The following is a 19,661-nucleotide window of genomic DNA, read 5'->3' on the forward strand; positions in this document are numbered from 1 at the left end:
TCCCAGTTATAGCTATTAGACTCTAATTTTATCAAAAAGGTTTCGTCGAAATTCATTTTTATTTGTTTTGTAGAAATTTCTGATGGGCATTACAAAAAAATCCATAAAAAGTGTTGGTCAAACACTCTTTATGGAAAGATAAGAATCATTGATTGATAGTTTTAGAAGCAAGCAAAACCATAAAATGATAACTTGCTACTGGATGGGTGTACGAAAATTATACTAGAGAGTAATAGTTGTACTATTTTTATGAGAGGTGATAAAACAATACGATAAACGATTTCCTCTTATTTTTCGGAGTTGAACGCTTCTATCCCAACCTCTTCACAAACCATTCTTTCTAACGTTTTTTACGTTTCCGTTTAGTAGGTTTTACTAACGCCAGTTTAGGCTTATTCGTCACTCTAACATAAACCACAAAACCACCGATACAAAGGATAAACAAAATCACGCCTGGCACAAATCCTTCTGGCAGATAAACAAATTCAATCGTGTGTTCACCTTGCGTTACAGGAATACTAACAAAGGCTTTTTTAAAGGATTCAATCGGTACTTTTTTACCATCTACATAGGCTTTCCATCCTTTGTCATAGGGAATCGTAGTTAAAAGAACTTGATCTTTCTCTGCATTCACCGTTCCAACCGCTTTTCTTCCTTTAGCGGTTAAATCAGCTCCTTTATCTTGAATCGCCTGAACGGAACGTTCAAAGGCTTGTGTATCTAAGCCAACAACTTTTGGTTCCATAAAGCTAACGGCAGTCGTACCATAAAAGCTGACGGTAAAGGTAACACTCGTCGGTTTGTCATAATAACCGATATTGTAATACTGGCCAGTGATATTGATTTGCGATTTTTGGCTCGTTCCATTGACGGACATTGTGGCGCTTGAACTTTCCAATTGTCCAAAATCAGTTGGGAACAGGCTAAGATACGCTTGCGTATTTGCAGGGACATCGACAGTCCAAGTGATATCTTTAGCAATGTTGTTTTGGATTTCCTTATAGGTTACGGAACCTGTATTTTGCTCGACTGTAACATTCTTTTTATCAACGATTGTTGGTTGATAAAACTTGAAGTAATTTTCTTTTTGTCCAGATAACGCATTGAATAATTCAGTTTGACTACCTAAATTATCATTAGCTGGCTGTTTGACTTTATAGATATCTTCGTCTGCTAAAAAGCCTAAAGGCAGTGCATTGCTATTTTCATATAATGAGTATTTTTTCGCTTTATCTGTTGGTAAAAAGCCAAATTTCAATGGATCGTTTTCAGAAATATTGTATTTGATCCCAACTAGTGAATCCATCAATAATGTATTATTTGGGTAGCGGATATTCAAACCAGTTCCTCTAGAACGGAAACCTAAGTCGTTTAAATAAGAGGAAGAATGACGATTTCTGATAGAAGAAAACATACTGACACCGCTGTAACCGTAATTGATACTATCATTAGAAGAAACGGGATTCAAATTTTCTAAGCGATAAAAGGAATCATTTTCGGCTTTCGTTTTATCTACTAATTTTTTGATCGATGGATATGGTTCTGAATAGAGGCTACGTGAAGCATAATTCCAATCATCCAGAATCCCTTTGATCATCGCATTTGTATTAATGAACGCTTCAGTTGAAACAAGTAATAGTAATAATATAATCAAATAGTGCATTGGTATTTTCTTCAATTGATAAAAAATGATTCCAGCAAGGTACAGCAGTAAAAATAAAACGGTTATAATAAACGCTGAAATCGGAATATAGTCATAACTCGTCGTACTTTTGGTTCCTTCAGCTAATGCAAAAATCGCAATCAACATGATCGTAGAACCGGCTAACAAGCCTAAATCATCCGTCTTAAATTTCTCCAACCCGTAACCTGCTAACAAAACAACTAAAAATGAAAACAAGAAACTGTAACGGAACAAGAACATATTTGGTGCATGCATCCCATGCCAAAATAGATTTAATGGCGTAATATAAAAACTAGCGATCAAAATAATGAATAGACTACCAAATAATAATTTATTTTTCCGTGGAATTTCCTTCGTGACAAAGTAAAAGATACAGAAAATCAAAGGAAGCAATCCAACATAGATAAATGGAATCGAGCCATATTTTGTCGTATCATAAACACCAATCATATTTTTCATGACGATGTCCCAAAAAGCTGTCGCTTCGGTTTTAAACTGAGTTACTTGAGATAAGGTTTCACCATTTGCCCGCAAATCAAGGACCGCTGGCAATACTAAAATCATTGAAGCACCACCCGCTAAAAGAGAAGTGATCCCATAAGGTATGATGCGCTTTTTATAGACTTTCCAGTTGGTTGACATTCGGGCGATAAAGTATAGGAAAGAGAAGACACCAATCATGAAGCCCATGTAAAAATTCGAGATAAATAATAGCAGATAACTGACAAATAATAACGTCGGTTTTCGTTCATCCATCAAACGATGAATGCCCAAAATAACAAGCGGCAGATAAGTAAAAGCATCTAACCACATAATGATTTCTGAATGTGCTGTAGCAAATGACATCAAGGCATAGGGCACACTCAACATCACATGGCCCCATTTGGGGATCTTATAAGTATTTTTCGCAAACACCCAAAAAGCCAAACCAGCTGAACCAATTTTCAGCAAGGTAATCAAATACAGCGCATCAGGAATATTTTGGTTTTTAAAAAAGATGACGAGCGGCGTAAACAGTCCACCAAGGTAATACGAAATCAAGGAAAGATAATTTAATCCCAAAGACGCATTCCACGTATAAAAAATACTTTGTTTTCCATGAAGTACATTATTGAAACTAGCATGAAAGTTGGAAAACTGTGAAAAAGAATCACTGGCCATCACACTGCGGCTACTGCCAGGATAAATCCCAATACTTAAATAAATAATGACCATCACAAAAAAAGGAATAAAAAAGCTGGCGGTCATATAAGGCCAGTTTTCTTTGATAAATGCCTGTATTTTTTTCTTCATAATCAACCTCGCAACGTAATAAATAGAATATATATAGTTTAGCATATCCATTGAAAAATTGATTGTAAGAAAGAAAAAAATTAAGGAAAATAGAAAAGTTTATAGAGGAATAGGATAATAAAATAGTTTGATGAATATTTTTATAATAACCAGCGTATAATAAGGAATGGAATACTATCATTATAGAAAGTAGGGAATGAATATGTGTACAGGTATTAGCGTGAAATCGCTGGAAGGCAACCATTATTTAGGAAGAACACAGGAATACAATATTGAGTTTGATTATGTCGGTGTTCAAATTCCTAAAAAGTTTGAAATAACCGAAACAATCGAAAAATGGCAGACAATTTATTCAGTATTAGGTATGGGAATCAAAGAAAATCAAACGACAGTCGCTCAAGGTGTAGTCGATGGTGTCAATGAATGTGGTCTTGGCGGAATTACACAATATTTTGCGGAATTCAACTACTATTCAACGGTCGAAGAAATAAAAAAAGCGAAAAAATTACCATTGATGGCGGAGCAATTTGTTTTTTGGGTATTAGCCAATTGCAAAGATACAAAAGAAGTTGAAAAGAAGATTTTAGATGTAGCGATTGCGGATCTTTCGACAAATGGAAAGGCTCCTGGATTGCCGCAACATTTTATGTTTACAGATGTGAGTGGCCGTACTATTGTAGTTGAACCTTCAGTAAAATTAGGATTTGTTGTATATGAGAACCCCATTGGTGTGATGACAAACAGTCCTAAATTTGACTGGCATCTAACAAATTTGGAAAACTATACAGGAATATCGGATGTAAATGCAAAAGAGGCGCAATTTCAAGAAAAGACTATTTTATCAGCTGGAAAAGGATCTGGGTTACGTGGCATTCCTGGAGATTATACTGCAACTTCACGTTTTGTTCGAGCGGCTTATCTCTTGAAATTTAGTGATCCTGTTGGAGAGCGGGAGATCATCAATAATGCCTTTCACATATTATCCACATCCGATATCGTTAAAGGTGTAGTCAAATTAGACGAGCCTAAAGGGGAGGATCGTCAATATACACAATACACGTGTGTTTATGATTTAAGGAAAAAACAATTGTACGTTAAGATGTATGATAATTTTACGATTCAAGCGATTAAATTTGACGAGACAGCAAGCAATGATAGACAGATAAGAAGTTATAGTTTGGTTAAGACACCGCAGTATGAAGCACTAAATTGAAAAAAATCCTAAGATTCGTTGACAACGTAACGCACGAATCTTAGGATTTCTTAAAACCATTTATCGAGTTTTTCATATCCTTGTCCCACATCGGTGATGGAATGGGCGTCTGATCCATAAACAAAAGGAATTCCTAACGCACTAGCTTTTTCAGTTATCCACACCTGTGGATAACTCTGTTGATAACCTTGTTTATAAAATCCCGCGGCATTTAAATCTAAGCTGTATTTTTCCTGCTGTACACGTGTCAAAAGGGTGTGGACAAGTGCTGAATTTTCAGAAGAATAATCAGTTGATTCATCAAAGTAGCGTTCGAATTTTTGACACAAAGAAATATGGCCTAAACGTGTCGGTTTCCATGGTCCTAAATCTGCTTCCAAAGAAGCTAAAACTTTTTGATAATAACGTTTCTGAGCCTTCTCAAAGCTACCTAAATAATCAACGACACCTGTTTTATACTCTTCAAAAGAATAATCAATTCCTCGTAATCCATCTTGCCCTTCAAGAAAATGAACAGATAAAATTCCATCGTCTGTTTGTGGACCATATTCAGCTAAAAAATCCCGTGTCCAGCCTTCGAATTCTGAAAAATAATCCAGTTCAAAACCAATGTGAATAAGGATGTCAGAAGCATACTTTTTCCGCAGCTCATTCATCTTTTTAAAATAGTTATCCACATCATTCAAAGCCATTGATGCAGTTGTCCACGCGTCGGGATTTCCTGCAGTGGCAGATTCTATGCTTTTAGGTAAAGGCGCATGTTCTGTGATGCTGTACTCCTTAAAGCCAAGACGGATAGCGCGCTTAATCAGTAGCTCCGTATCTTCAACTTTGCCATGTGGACAAAATTCTGTGTGCGTGTGACCATCACGTTTCATAAAAACTCCCCCAATTTGAATTATATTTATTTTGAAATGAAAATCGTACCTATTATTTTTAAAACCAAGTCACATTAAAAAATTAGTTATCGGTTTTGGATATAGAAAAACTTGCAATAAAAAAATGATCATCCCGATGAAAAGAATAAGAAGTTCTTCGATATTGCTTTAATAATTTAATAAAGATTGGTAGGCCTTTTCCTTGATGACCGTCTTTAGTTGTGAAGTGATTCTTCAAAATTTTTTCAACTGAAATTCTACCTTCGTAAGTATTTTTAATCTCTACGTAAAGAGATGATGCACTGTTTTTAATTGTTATTTGAATAAGTGGATTTTTTGTACCAAGAGACGCTTCAAAGGCATTGTCTAATAGAATAGAGAGACAACGGACGAAGTCAAGTAAATGGATCGTTAAATCAAAGTACGAAATAGCTTCATTTAAAGAAAATCGAATAGAAATATCATTTTTCAAACAATTTTCAAAAAAATTAATGAGTATCCCTTGAACAGGGGTGATATTTATTGCAGAAATCTGTGAATAATAGTCTTCTTCAATAAACGAGGTAGAATAATCTGTTATAGATAAAAGGTAAGATCGGGCTTGATCCACTTGTCCTTGTTCCAGATAAGTACTTAAACTGCCAAGTATATTTCGGTAATCATGCCTAAATTCATTAGCCAAAATTATTTTTTCTGATTCTCGGTTCAATTGTTTAGAAAGAAGAAAAATTTTCTGCAGATAGACACGACCGGTTATGTAGGCGATATAACAAAATATTCCTGAAAAAGCTAACGATACAAAAATAAGATAAAAAAATTTTAAATCAAAAATAGTGACTTGTCTCACAACAGTCAATGAAAGTAGCAATATAAAACAACAAATGGATTGTACGACATATTTCTTAGGAAGCTGGGAGACCGCTTTAAAAATAATATACTTACTTATAATTTTTTTTATTATGAAAATGAAAAAAAGGAGAAGTAACTGTTGTAATAATAAAGCCACTAATTTATAGTGTTCAAGTTGTTCCAGCGTAATGAAATGATTAATTGCTAAAATGTTGAGTATATCCCAAGTGAGTAACCAAGAGAAAATCAGTAAAGTATTCTGGATAAAGGAATAGAGGACACCTAAAGCCCAACTTTTCGAGAAGTAAGCAATGAAACTAAATTCAATGATCATAAAAGGGATAAATAAAAGTAATGAAAGAATCCCGCCATATAGTTGGCTGACAATCAATTGAAAAAAAAGATACATGGTTAAAAGAGTCATTTGACGAAGATTGAAATATTTATTATACCCTATGAACCAACAGATCTGTAAATAATTGATTACCAATAGAATAGATGCTAAAGATATGCTCATTGTTACTCACCTCTTATCTTGTCATAATTATAACGCTTTTTTCAATTTATCAATAATTCTTTTTCCAACTTCAAGTTCAGTTTTATCATCAAAAATAATTAAACCTGTCGCACGATCTAACGTTACAATGCGATTTAGATTAATGATATAAGATTTTAGCTCGGTATATAGATAAAAAGAATCTATGGTTTCTTTCAAGGAGCTAATTGTTCCTTCAACGATTTGTTCAGAATTTTCTGTATGAATGATAATGGTGTTTCTTATGCCTGGCATTGACTTAATATAAAGTATTTCTTGGTATTTCACAAAAATAATTTGTCCAAATTTTTTAAAAGAAGCATAGCTTTCTTTGTCTTGAATACGATGAAGAATCTCATTCTTAATGGTATGAAAGACCTCTTCTAGGATGCGAGAGTCCATATTTAGTCCTTTTACAAGGTATGTTTTAGGGTTGATTTGTTCGTTGATAATTTCAATACCTTTGTTGTCCAAATTAGTTACAAATAAAATAAAACAATTTTCGTTTTGTTTTCTTATTTCCTTTGCGATATCAATACCTGAGTAATATGTTTTTAGGTCAATATCAATAATGAAAATATCATGATCGTTGATTAAAAAAGTATCAAGAGTACTATAAAAAGAATCTTGTTCATCCACTTCAATAACCTGTAAAGATAGATTATTTTGGGAGAATGTGAACGATTGAATGATATTTTGAAGTTGTTTTCTGTAAGCAAATTCATCATCAATTAAAAAAACACGAACTGTAATATCCATATTACGCTCCTCCCTAATAACTATACGAACTTTTTATATTTAGAAAAAATAGTTGCTAATCAAACAGGTTGATTGATGAAATAGGCCCCTTTCCTCTTAGTATAAAGCGTATGTAACGAAAGAGGGAAATTTTATGCATATTTTTCTTTTCTTAGTTAAAAATTTTATAAGAGCCATCTTATAACAAAAAAATTGAAATGTCTAATTAAAAAATAATTAGCTAATTATTTTTTTATAAATATATTTAAAAAGTAAAATAAACAAATAAATCACAGTAAAGTGAAATGAAATCGCTTCAATGATATTCGTCTATCAATTGTTTTGAGTATATTTAAGAATGAAAAAAATTGAAAGGAGAAAATATATGATAAACATAGGAGTATACTCTTCGGAAAATTCGGATTCTTCGTATATAAATTGTTTGGAAAAAAAATATTTTTCTTTTTTTTCTTTTGTAAACGAAATAGAAATAGAACGATTTTTAAATTTTAAAGCGATTATTTTTGATTTTTCAGATGGAAAAAATGAAGAATCTATTGGGCAGATTTGTGCACTGCTTAGATCAATTCAAAATAGACAGATCCCTTTTGTATTTATTTTATTGAAAGAGAGTACGAAAATTGAGCGATTGATTTACTTAGAATTCGGAGCAACGTTAGTATTCGATCAAGAAACGGACCCGAATGAGTTTTCTCTGATTGTATCCAATTTACTTTGTAAAAAAGAAAATCAGAAGCAGTTAGAAATAGAGGTCAAAGAAAAAGAAGAGATTCGCTTGAACAAACACAAGTTGTCTATCATTTTAGAAGGTAACAAAGAAGTATTGCTAACGCCTTTAGAGTACAAACTACTTGATCTTCTAATGCAAAAGAAAGAACAAGGAAGTACGTATGAGGAAATCTACCAAGTATTGTGGGGAGAAGACATGGGAAGCAGTCGTCATAGAATTGCGAACCTAGTTTTTCTTGTACGTCACAAGATTGAAAAAGATCCTATAAACCCAGAATATTTGAAAACGATTCGAACGAAAGGATATGTGTTGGGGATGTAAATGCAGGGTAAAATTATTTTTTATGGTTTGAAAAAGAAAATTGATGGATATTAATTTGGTAAAACATAGAAAGAGGTAAAAAATGAAGATAACGACTAAAAAAAATAAAATGATTGCGTATTTACTACTAGTGATTATATTGGTAGGACAATTTCCAATAAGATTGATGATAGGACAAGAGGTGAAAGCCGCAAACAATCAAAATTGGGGAAATCAATTTATCACAAATGTCAAAATGACAGATGGCAATGGGAACAGTATTTCATCTATTCCTACAGATAAAAGCTTTAAAGTTAGATATGAATTTGCGATCCCAACAGCTTATGAAGATGATGTAACGGCTGGGGATAAAATGGAAGTACAGCTTCCAAAAGAATTACAAACGGCTCAAAATGACCCTCTTGAATTTCGAGATGGTAATGGAAATTTGGTTGCAACAGGTGCAGCAACAACAAAAGGCGGGCAACAATATGTTGTAACGTTTACAGATTATGTAGAAACGCATTCTAATGTGAACGGTCATTTTGAATTCTTTGTGTCCTTTTCGAGTTCCGTAGAACCTGGTGAAGAAATAAATATTGAATTTGAAACAGAAGGTGGTATAACGATTATTCCGATTAAACCAGAAAAACCTGGTTCTGGTGGAGGAAGTAATCCTAACCCAAAGCCACCATATGGAAATTCTAGTCATAAACAAGCCTTTTATAAAGGTAACGGAATTATAGAGTGGAGAGTTACGTTCTTCCCACCATTAAAAAGTTCTGATCCTGTTTATCCAGATTTCTACGAAGATATGCACAATATACGCGTATATGATGAATTAGGACCTGGTTTAGAGTTAACGGAAGCAGATAGAGAAGCGATAATAGTGAGGCAAGCATATGGATGGAAAGCAACTATCACGTTGGGGAATGATCTGGGTAGAATTGCGAAAGTTGAATCTTATGATCAATCTACTGGAAAATTTGAGTGTTCACTACCGGATATTACCGATGGTGCAGGTCGTCAGGTAAGGTATAGCACCAGAATCACTGATTCTGAACAAGTAGATTTTCTTAATAAAGCAAGTATAGAGGGAACCGATTATGAAAAATCAACTTCACAAAATATACGTGTCGAAGGTGGTACAGCTGGTTCTGAAGGAGAGCAAGCTGGATTCACAGTAGTAAAACAAGATACAGACGGTAATGCTCTAGCTGGAGCTGCATTTGATCTGTTTCGAATTGCATCTAATGGCAATGAAACGAAAATTGCTTCAGATCTCAAATCTGATACCAATGGTCGTATTAGCTATGACAAGTTAAAGTTTGGTACCTATGAACTGCGAGAAACGCAAGCGCCAGAAGGATATAATCTTTTAGAAGAGCCGTATCAATTTGTACTCAATTCTAAAGGAATGCAAGAACTTAGCATACCCATTATAAACGAACGAGAAGAAGACCCAGTAGGAAGTGTGGAATTAGAAAAAGTAGATAGCGAAAATAACAATACAACGTTATTTGGTGCAGAGTTTACCTTATACAAAGGGAAATCAAGCAATCCACAAGGGAAAGTAGACACCTACAAGACGGATAGAGATGGTCAAATCCGAGTAGATAACTTAACCTACGGAGACTATCATTTTGTAGAAACAAAAGCGCCCGAAGGATACGAATTAGATGCAACCCCAATCAATTTCAACATCAGTGATTCAGATAAAGTTGTCAAAGTAGAAAAAGAAAATACCCGCACGCCAGACCCAGTAGGAAGTGTGGAATTAGAAAAAGTAGATAGCGAAAATAACAATACAACGTTATCTGGTGCAGAGTTTACCTTATACCGAGGAAAATCAAATAATTCGCAAGGGAAAGTGGACACCTACAAGACGGATAGAGATGGTCAAATCCGAGTAGATAACTTAACCTACGGAGACTATCATTTTGTAGAAACAAAAGCGCCCGAAGGATATGAATTAGATGCAACCCCAATCAATTTCAACATCAGTGATTCAGATAAAGTTGTCAAAGTAGAAAAAGAAAATACCCGCACGCCAGACCCAGTAGGAAGTGTGGAATTAGAAAAAGTAGATAGCGAAAATAACAATACAACGTTATCTGGTGCAGAGTTTACCTTATACAAAGGGAAATCAAGCAATCCACAAGGGAAAGTGGACACCTACAAGACGGATAGAGATGGTCAAATCCGAGTAGATAACTTAACCTACGGAGACTATCATTTTGTAGAAACAAAAGCGCCCGAAGGATATGAATTAGATGCAACCCCAATCAATTTCAACATCAGTGATTCAGATAAAGTTGTCAAAGTAGAAAAAGAAAATACCCGCACGCCAGACCCAGTAGGAAGTGTGGAATTAGAAAAAGTAGATAGCGAAAATAACAATACAACGTTATCTGGTGCAGAGTTTACCTTATACCGAGGAAAATCAAATAATTCGCAAGGGAAAGTGGACACCTACAAGACGGATAGAGATGGTCAAATCCGAGTAGATAACTTAACCTACGGAGACTATCATTTTGTAGAAACAAAAGCGCCCGAAGGATATGAATTAGATGCAACCCCAATCAATTTCAACATCAGTGATTCAGATAAAGTTGTCAAAGTAGAAAAAGAAAATACCCGCACGCCAGACCCAGTAGGAAGTGTGGAATTAGAAAAAGTAGATAGCGAAAATAACAATACAACGTTATCTGGTGCAGAGTTTACCTTATACAAAGGGAAATCAAGCAATCCACAAGGGAAAGTGGACACCTACAAGACGGATAGAGATGGTCAAATCCGAGTAGATAACTTAACCTACGGAGACTATCATTTTGTAGAAACAAAAGCGCCCGAAGGATACGAATTAGATGCCACTCCAATCAATTTCAATATTGATGATTCAGATGAAGTCATTGAACTAGAAAAAGAGAACACACGTATCCCGGACCCAGTAGGAAGCGTACAGCTTAAAAAAGTAGATTATGATCATCCCAATACAGCATTAGCTGATGCCAAGTTTACTTTATTTAGAGGAAAATCATCAAATCCTGGAGAAAAAATTGGAACATATACGACAAACCGTGAGGGTCAATTGCAAGTAGACGATTTAACCTACGGAGACTATCATTTTGTGGAAACAGTGGCACCGTCTGGTTATATTAAAGACAGCACACCGATTGACTTCACTATAAATGATTCGGATACAATGCTTGAATTAAAAAAAGAAAATCATCGTGATTACAATCCGCAAATTGAAACATTTGCTTTTGAGACAAACACAAATGATAATCAACTGCTATATCCATCGCAAAATGTACGTATCAGCGATCGTGTCACTTATGAAGAACTGACTCCAGGGAGAAGCTACCGATTAGAAGCGAAGCTACTAACAAAAAATGGCGTGTCAACAATCTCTAGCGGTCAGAAAGACTTTACTGCGATAAATTCAGATGGCGAAGAGAAAGTTGACTTAAGCACATTTGATGCACGTACGTTACGAGGACAAGAAGTAGTTGTATTTGAAAAATTAATTGACCTCTCAACGAATAAAGTTGTAGCAACACATGAAGATTTAAATGATGAAGATCAAACGGTTGAATTTACTATTCCAAAAGGTGGCGTGACGTTCAAAAAAATTGATGTAGATACGAAAAATGTATTACCTGGTGCAGAATTCACATTGTATGAAGGAAAGTCCAACGAAGCAAGATTCGTTTTACCAACTCTTCAAACGCCAACACTTGCACCGAATTATGGAGGACATATAGGATTTAATACTAGCAATGACATAGCATTAAATCGTGCTAAAGCGCTAGGTGTTTATACAAGTCAGCCAGGTACAGGAGAAGTAAAAGTAGACGGGTTACCATTTGGAGACTATTATTTTGTAGAAACAAAAGCGCCAACAGGCTACCTTATCACTAATGGTGACCCAATTGATTTTGAAATCGTAAGTGATACAACAACATTAACACTAGAGACTGTTGAGAATAAACGTGATTATAAGCCAGCGATTGAAACAGTCGCTTTTGAAACAGCAACAAATAACAAAGAGCTTTATCCAGGACAAGCAGTGAAAATAAGTGACCGTGTGCAATATAAAGAATTAACGCCAGGTCAAAAATACCGTTTAGAAGCTGAGTTAGTGACGAAAGATGAGAAAGTCCTGACAACTGGGTCCAAAGAATTTACTGTAACGAAAGAAGATGGTGAAGAAACAGTTGATTTAGCTGCATTTGATGCAAGAGACCTACAAGGACAACAAGTCACTGTTTTTGAGAAATTGATTGATCTTTCAACGAATAAAGTTGTTGCGACGCACGTTGATATTAACGATGCGGATCAAACAATCAAATTTGTTTCACCAGCACTTGAAACTGCAGCGTTTGAAACAAGTTCTGGTGAGCAAGAAGGTCTACACCCACATGAAGTGGTAAGCATCAGCGATAAAGTAGACTATACAAATTTAAATCCAGGTGAAAAATATACATTATCCGCTAAATTAGTAGACAAAGCAACAGGCAAAACAGAACTAACACAAGGAAAAATGACATTTACACCTGAGAAATCAAGTGGCTCAGTTACCGTCAAATTAGATGACTTTAATGCAAGTAATTTAAAAGGTCAAAGTACCGTTGTTTATGAAGTTTTGACAGACGAAACGGGTAAAACAATTGCTGAACACACAGATATTAATAGTAAAACACAAACCGTTTCCTTTGTAGAACCTTCTATTGGAACTGTAGCCAGAGGGAAAGAATCTGGATTGGGTCAAGTATTGCCTGGACCAATTACAATTATTGATAAAGTCCTTTATACCAATCTTGATAAAACACAAACATATGATATCGAAGGTATTTTGATGGATAAGGCAACAAATGAACCATTACTTGTTAATGGTGAAACAGTGACTGCTACGAAACAATTTCGTCCAGAAGCTACAAATGGAAATATCGAAATAGAGTTTAAAATTGACGTTTCAGATCTTAAAGGAAAAGACATTGTTGTTTTTGAGACACTTAAGTTAAAAGATTTAGTCATTGCAGAACATCGCGATATTAAAGACAAAGATCAAACAATTGAAGTAGTCGATCCTAAAATCGGGACAACACTTACCGATAAAGAAACACAAACGCAAACACCCAGTCCTGAAGAAGAAATTACCTTAGCAGACACGGTACATTACGAGCACTTAGTACCAGGTCAGGAATACACTGTTAAAGGTATCCTAATGGATAAAGAAACAAAAGAGCCACTATTGATCGATGGTAAAAAAGTTGAAGCTGAAACAACATTTATTGCTGAAAAAGCAACAGGAACTGTTGATGTACTATTTACCTTCAAAGCCAAAGATTTGGCTGGAAAAGAAGTCGTAGCTTTTGAAAACCTATATGCGGATGGTCGTGAACTAACAACTCATACAGATATAAACGACCCTTCACAAACCGTGAAATTCTTGACACCCAAAATTGGAACCAGTGCAACAGGTAAAAATGGGGACAAAGAATTAAATGGTGATAGAGATTTAACCGTCGTTGATGTGGTGACGTATAAAGATTTAATCCCTGGAAAAGAATACACTCTTAAAGGGAAAATGATGGATAAAGCCACAGGTAAACCTCTGATTGTTAAAGAGAAAGAAGTACTTGGCGAAACAACCTTCACACCAGAAAAAGCTAATGGTACAGTGGAAGTCTTAATCACCTTTGATGCTAGTGATTTATATGGACAAGAGCTTGTTGTCTTTGAAAAACTAATCCGCAACGGGCATGAAGTAGTAAACCATGAAGATATCAATGATGAAGGTCAAACGATATCAATCAAAGTACCAGAAATCAAAACAGAATTAAAAGATCAAGAAACAGAAACACAAACACCAAGTCCAGAAGAAGAAATCACCTTAGTTGACACGGTTCGTTACGAAAACTTAACGCCTGGCCGTGAATATACTGTTAAAGGTATCCTAATGGATAAAGAAACAAAAGAGCCACTATTGATCGATGGTAAAAAAGTTGAAGCTGAAACAACATTTATTGCTGAAAAAGCAACAGGAACTGTCGATGTACTGTTTACCTTCAAAGCCAAAGATTTGGCTGGAAAAGAAGTCGTAGCTTTTGAGAACTTATATGCGGATGGTCGTGAACTAACGACTCATACAGATATAAACGACCCTTCACAAACCGTGAAATTCTTGACACCCAAAATTGGAACCAGTGCAACAGGTAAAAATGGGGACAAAGAATTAAATGGTGATAGAGATTTAACCGTCGTTGATGTGGTGACGTATAAAGATTTAATCCCTGGAAAAGAATACACTCTTAAAGGGAAAATGATGGATAAAGCCACAGGTAAACCTCTGATTGTTAAAGAGAAAGAGGTACTTGGCGAAACAACCTTCACACCAGAAAAAGCTAATGGTACAGTGGAAGTCTTATTCACCTTTGATGCCAGTGATTTATATGGACAGGAATTAGTAGTCTTTGAAAAACTAATCCGCAAAGGGCATGAAGTGGTAAACCATGAAGATATCAAAGACAAAGGTCAAACGATATCAATCAAAGTACCAGAAATCAAAACAGAATTAAAAGATCAAGAAACAGCAACACAAACACCAAGTCCAGAAGAAGAAATTACCTTAGTTGACACGGTTTATTATGAGAACTTAACACCAGGCCGTGAATACACAGTTAAAGGAATTCTAATGGACAAAGAAACAAAAGAACCGCTATTGATCGATGGTGAAAAAGTTGAAGCCGAAACAACATTTACTGCTGAAAAATCAACAGGTGAAGTTGAAGTTCTCTTTACCTTCAAAGCCAAAGGTTTAGCAGGAAAAGAAGTCGTAGCTTTTGAAAACCTATATGCGGATGGTCGTGAACTAACGACTCATGCGGATATTGATGATCCATCACAAACGGTGAAATTCTTAACACCAGAAATTGGAACCAGTGCAACAGGTAAAAATGGGGACAAAGAATTAAATGGTGATAGAGATTTAACCGTCGTCGATGTGGTGACGTATAAAGATTTAATCCCTGGAAAAGAATACACTCTTAAAGGGAAAATGATGGATAAAGCCACAGGTAAACCTCTGATTGTTAAAGAGAAAGAGGTACTTGGCGAAACAACCTTCACACCAGAAAAAGCTAATGGTACAGTGGAAGTCTTAATCACCTTTGATGCCAGTGATTTATATGGACAGGAATTAGTAGTCTTTGAAAAACTAATCCGCAACGGGCATGAAGTGGTAAACCATGAAGATATCAAAGACAAAGGTCAAACGATATCGATCAAAGTACCAGAAATCAAAACAGAATTAAAAGATCAAGAAACAGAAACACAAACACCAAGTCCAGAAGAAGAAATTACCTTAGTTGACACGGTTTATTATGAGAACTTAACACCAGGCCGTGAATACACAGTTAAAGGAATTCTAATGGACAAAGAAACAAAAGAACCGCTATTGATTGATGGTGAAAAAGTCGAAGCCGAAACAACATTTACTGCCGAAAAAGCAACGGGTGAAGTCGAAGTTCTCTTTACCTTCAAAGCCAAAGATTTAGCAGGAAAAGAAGTCGTAGCTTTTGAAAACCTATATGCGGATGGTCGTGAACTAACGACTCATGCGGATATTGATGATCCATCGCAAACGGTGAAATTCTTAACACCCAAAATTGGAACCAGTGCAACAGGTAAAAATGGGGACAAAGAATTAAATGGTGATAGAGATTTAACCGTCGTCGATGTGGTGACGTATAAAGATTTAATCCCTGGAAAAGAATACACTCTTAAAGGGAAAATGATGGATAAGGCCACAGGAGAACCTCTGATTGTAAAAGATGAGGAAGTACTAGGTGAAACAATCTTCACACCAGAAAAAGCAGACGGTACAGTGGAAGTCTTATTCACCTTTGATGCCAGTGATTTATATGGACAAGAGCTTGTTGTCTTTGAAAAACTAATCCGCAAAGGGCATGAAGTGGTAAACCATGAAGATATCAAAGACAAAGGTCAAACGATATCGATCAAAGTACCAGAAATCAAAACAGAATTAAAAGATCAAGAAACAGAAACACAAACACCAAGTCCAGAAGAAGAAATTACCTTAGTTGACACGGTTTATTATGAGAACTTAACACCAGGCCGTGAATACACAGTTAAAGGAATTCTAATGGACAAAGAAACAAAAGAACCGCTATTGATTGATGGTGAAAAAGTCGAAGCCGAAACAACATTTACTGCCGAAAAAGCAACGGGTGAAGTCGAAGTTCTCTTTACCTTCAAAGCCAAAGATTTAGCAGGAAAAGAAGTCGTAGCTTTTGAAACCCTATATGCGGATGGTCGTGAAGTTGCTACCCATGCAGATCTTAATGACCCATCGCAAACCGTGAAATTCTTGATACCTAAGATGAAATCATTGGCTGCCGACCAAGCAGGGAATAAAGATATTATGCCAGAGAAAAGAAATCACCTTGTTGATACTATTGATTGTTCAGATTTAATTCCGGGTAAAGAATATACAATGGATGGTACATTGATGGATAAATCAACAGGACAACCTCTTCTCGTAAATGGTAAGGAAGTGCATGGAAAAACTACATTTACATCCAAAGACTCAACGGAAGTAGTGGAAGTACTCTTTGATTTAGATGCGCGTGAACTGGAAGGAAAAGAGGTAGTAATTTATGAAGTACTATCTCGTAATGGCCAGACAGTTATAACGCACGAAGACATTGATGATTTAGATCAAACGGTTAAATTTGTTGAAGTGCCTACACCTGAAACGCCTGATCAACCAGAAAATAAATCGGGAATTCTACCTAAAACAGGTTACATTTATTCAATTGGAGGTACGATTTTAGGAGTAATTCTTTTAGTATTGAGCACATTATTTTATCTTCGTAAGAAAAGACAAAATAGCATGTAATGATGCTAGTCAAAAGTAGGAACTCATTTAAACCTAAGAAGTTAAATGACAAGTATTGATCCTATTGATAAGTCCTAAATGAAAATATTCACCTTACTATCATTTTACATCTTATTAGTTTTTACAGATTTAGAGTTCATTAAAGTAATTAACGGGTCTGATATATATATCAGACCCGTTAATTATATTGACTAGATTATAACGTTTTATAAACTTATTTTAAGAAGGTATAGCATATAGTGGTTTTCTCAGAATTACCCCTTCTGAGAATGAAAAAATTCCGAAATCACTCATATTTTTTATAAAAAATGATCATTTGAATAAAGTTTAATATAAAAAATGTGAAAAGTCTATAAAAAATGAAAAAATTTTTTTATTTTTTTCATCTTTACATGTGTTTATCACGATGAAAAACATATAAATAAATTAATTTTTTTTTTTTAGCCGTCAAATTTAACGTCAAAATTGAGGAGGATCATTATTATGGCTAGAAAAGGTGAAAATATTTACAAAAGAAAAGATGGACGCTGGGAAGGGCGCTATAGAAAAAATAGAAATGAACAAGGAAGACTTGTTTACGGATATATTTACGGTTATAAATATCGGGAAGTAAAGCGTGAGTTAGAGAAGTTAAAAGCAGAGTATATTCTGCCGATGCAGGATACTTCTATTTTCCAAGGGACTCTAGAAGAATGGACGGATTATTGGTTAAACCATTTAATTATTCGCACAATCAAGCAATCTACTCATGCATCTTATCAGACAAAAATGAAAAAGCATGTATTACCATATCTTGGGAAGAAAAAACTAGCTCATATAAGAAAAAATGACATATCAGATTTATTAATTTATTTAGCAGACAAAGGCTTAAGTGTGGCGACTATTCATAACGTACTAACGATTTTAAAAAGTGCGATGAATAGAGCGCTTTTTGAGAATGCTATTTTAGAAAATCCATGTAATGGGATTAGCTTGCCCACCATTCGAAAGAAGGATATCGCGATACTGTCATTAGAGGATCAAAGAAAATTGGAGCAAGTCGCTTTGCAAAATGATCAAGGTTTCCCAGTCATCATTGCTTTGTATACGGGGCTTAGAATCGGAGAAATTAGCGGCTTAACTTGGGCAGATATTGATTTAGAAAACCAAACAATACAAATCGTTCGAACGGTTCAGCGTATATCCGTCAGTGGAAAAGCGAAAAAAACAGAAATTATTTTTGATTCTCCAAAATCTCAAAATTCTATACGGAAAATACCTATTGCGAAAAACTTATTAGCTTATTTGATTAGTAGAAAAGAAGAATCAATAAGTGAGTATGTCGTCAATTACAAAAAGTCATTTGCAGAACCAAGACTGATTAATTACTGGTTTAAAAAAATAGTATCACAAGCTGAAATAGCCCCCATTCATTTCCATTCATTGAGGCATACGTTTGCAACACGTTGCATCGAGAACGGAATCGATGTTGCTACATTGAGTAGTTTGTTGGGTCATCAATCAATTAAATTAACGTTAGATACTTATACTAATTCTTTATGGAAAACAAGAGAAAATGCCATGTCAATTATTGATGCCCAGCTGGACCTAGAGGATGAAACTGATTTTTAAAGCGTCAAAAACAGCGTCAACTAATATAGAAAGTGTTGCACAGTAGTACATAAAAAAGTGTTTTCTCAGAAGGGGTAATTCTGAGAAAATTGGAGATAAGTGCTCTCTCTATTTAGTATATCAAAAATAAATAATGGTTGAAAGAAGGACGAATGCAATGGTAAAGATTGGGGTTTATCCTCCTAGAAAACAGACACTATATATAGATGCTCTCAAGCAAAGCGAGTACAACTTTTTTTTGTTAAACAAAGAAGAATTAGTAGCGAAGTCAGTCCTAGATGTAATCATTTTTGATTATACAGACCAAGTAAAGAAAGACTTAATTAGCGAAATTTGTGAATTACTTTGTATTATTAAAAGTGGTGAGATTCCTTTTGTATTCGTGTTGTTGAAAGAAAGTAGCTCTGTTGAGCGATTGATATACTTGCAGTTAGGTGCAACAATTGTTTTTGATGCACAAGTAAATCCTGAAGAGTTTGAAGTGATTCTATCTAATTTGCTCCAAGTTCGAAAAAATCAAAAAAACAAATTACCGAGTATGCAAAATGGTTTTCAGTTAAATGAACAAAATTTATCTGTAAGTATAGATAATGAACCAGAGATTTCGCTAACACCGTTAGAATTCAAATTAATCAATTATTTGAAAAGTAGGACAGGAGGAAGAGGGACATATGATGAGCTGTGCTTGCTTCTATGGTCAGAAACGACCGAAAGTCACCAATATAGATTAGCAAATCTAGTTTTTCGTATACGGAATAAAATAGAAAAAAACAACACCAAGCCGCGTTACTTGAAGACCATTCGCTCAATTGGGTATGCACTTTTTCTTTAGGGAATAGATGTGAAGATAACGTAGGCAAATTTTTCAAAATAAATATATAAA

At 35.0% G+C, this 19,661-nt stretch carries 9 protein-coding genes; 5 read left to right on the forward strand and 4 right to left on the reverse strand.

Translation table 11 applies throughout. The features are described 5' to 3' along the window. Positions 1-340: 340 nt before the first annotated feature. Positions 341-2,977, reverse strand: a complete 2,637-nt coding sequence (locus AC4BC4_RS00370; RefSeq protein ID WP_490476382.1) for a YfhO family protein — start codon at positions 2,975-2,977, stop codon at positions 341-343. Between the two features lie 202 nt (positions 2,978-3,179). Here AC4BC4_RS00370 and AC4BC4_RS00375 point away from each other — a divergent pair, with 202 nt between their 5' ends. Further along, positions 3,180-4,190, forward strand: coding sequence for a choloylglycine hydrolase family protein (locus AC4BC4_RS00375; protein ID WP_490476383.1), 1,011 nt, complete (start codon positions 3,180-3,182; stop codon positions 4,188-4,190). A 50-nt stretch (positions 4,191-4,240) separates the two neighbouring features. On the opposite strand, the gene hisJ is transcribed toward AC4BC4_RS00375, so the two are convergent. The 3 genes from hisJ to AC4BC4_RS00390 form a co-directional block, all read right to left on the reverse strand. Further along, positions 4,241-5,068 carry a histidinol-phosphatase HisJ gene (gene hisJ / locus AC4BC4_RS00380; RefSeq protein ID WP_490476384.1) on the reverse strand — a complete coding sequence of 276 codons (828 nt, stop codon included), beginning with the start codon at positions 5,066-5,068 and terminating at the stop codon, positions 4,241-4,243. A gap of 82 nt (positions 5,069-5,150) precedes the next feature. After that, a complete protein-coding gene (locus tag AC4BC4_RS00385; protein WP_490476385.1) occupies positions 5,151-6,251 on the reverse strand; it encodes a GHKL domain-containing protein in 1,101 nt (366 codons plus the stop codon). Positions 6,252-6,461: 210 nt separating this feature from the next. Continuing rightward, entirely contained in the window at positions 6,462-7,211 is a 750-nt protein-coding gene (locus AC4BC4_RS00390; RefSeq protein WP_490476386.1) for a LytR/AlgR family response regulator transcription factor, read from the reverse strand. Between the two features lie 421 nt (positions 7,212-7,632). On the opposite strand from AC4BC4_RS00390, the gene AC4BC4_RS00395 reads away from it, so the two are divergent. The 4 genes from AC4BC4_RS00395 to AC4BC4_RS00410 all read left to right on the forward strand — a co-directional run bounded on the left by AC4BC4_RS00395 (position 7,633) and on the right by AC4BC4_RS00410 (position 19,610). After that, complete coding sequence (locus AC4BC4_RS00395; protein WP_490476387.1) at positions 7,633-8,262, forward strand: winged helix-turn-helix domain-containing protein; 630 nt, start codon at positions 7,633-7,635, stop codon at positions 8,260-8,262. A gap of 82 nt (positions 8,263-8,344) precedes the next feature. Then, a complete protein-coding gene (locus tag AC4BC4_RS00400) occupies positions 8,345-17,167 on the forward strand; it encodes a VaFE repeat-containing surface-anchored protein (protein WP_490476388.1) in 8,823 nt (2,940 codons plus the stop codon). Between the two features lie 483 nt (positions 17,168-17,650). Beyond that, the gene (locus tag AC4BC4_RS00405) at positions 17,651-18,778 is read left to right on the forward strand and encodes a tyrosine-type recombinase/integrase (protein WP_490476389.1); all 1,128 of its coding nucleotides are present in this window, start codon (positions 17,651-17,653) and stop codon (positions 18,776-18,778) included. 157 nt (positions 18,779-18,935) lie between these two features. Further along, the gene (locus AC4BC4_RS00410) at positions 18,936-19,610 is read left to right on the forward strand and encodes a winged helix-turn-helix domain-containing protein (RefSeq protein ID WP_490476390.1); all 675 of its coding nucleotides are present in this window, start codon (positions 18,936-18,938) and stop codon (positions 19,608-19,610) included. Positions 19,611-19,661 lie beyond the last annotated feature (51 nt).

The sequence above is a fragment of the Enterococcus sp. AMC1086 genome (genome assembly GCF_058216575.1).

Coding starts and splice junctions, on each gene's coding strand:
- AC4BC4_RS00370 (WP_490476382.1), bottom strand. CDS start 2,977: ATGAAGAAAAAAATACAGGCATTTATCAAAGAAAACTGGCCTTATATG.
- AC4BC4_RS00375 (WP_490476383.1), top strand. CDS start 3,180: ATGTGTACAGGTATTAGCGTGAAATCGCTGGAAGGCAACCATTATTTA.
- hisJ (WP_490476384.1), bottom strand. CDS start 5,068: ATGAAACGTGATGGTCACACGCACACAGAATTTTGTCCACATGGCAAA.
- AC4BC4_RS00385 (WP_490476385.1), bottom strand. CDS start 6,251: ATGATCATTGAATTTAGTTTCATTGCTTACTTCTCGAAAAGTTGGGCT.
- AC4BC4_RS00390 (WP_490476386.1), bottom strand. CDS start 7,211: ATGGATATTACAGTTCGTGTTTTTTTAATTGATGATGAATTTGCTTAC.
- AC4BC4_RS00400 (WP_490476388.1), top strand. CDS start 8,345: ATGAAGATAACGACTAAAAAAAATAAAATGATTGCGTATTTACTACTA.
- AC4BC4_RS00405 (WP_490476389.1), top strand. CDS start 17,651: ATGGCTAGAAAAGGTGAAAATATTTACAAAAGAAAAGATGGACGCTGG.
- AC4BC4_RS00410 (WP_490476390.1), top strand. CDS start 18,936: ATGGTAAAGATTGGGGTTTATCCTCCTAGAAAACAGACACTATATATA.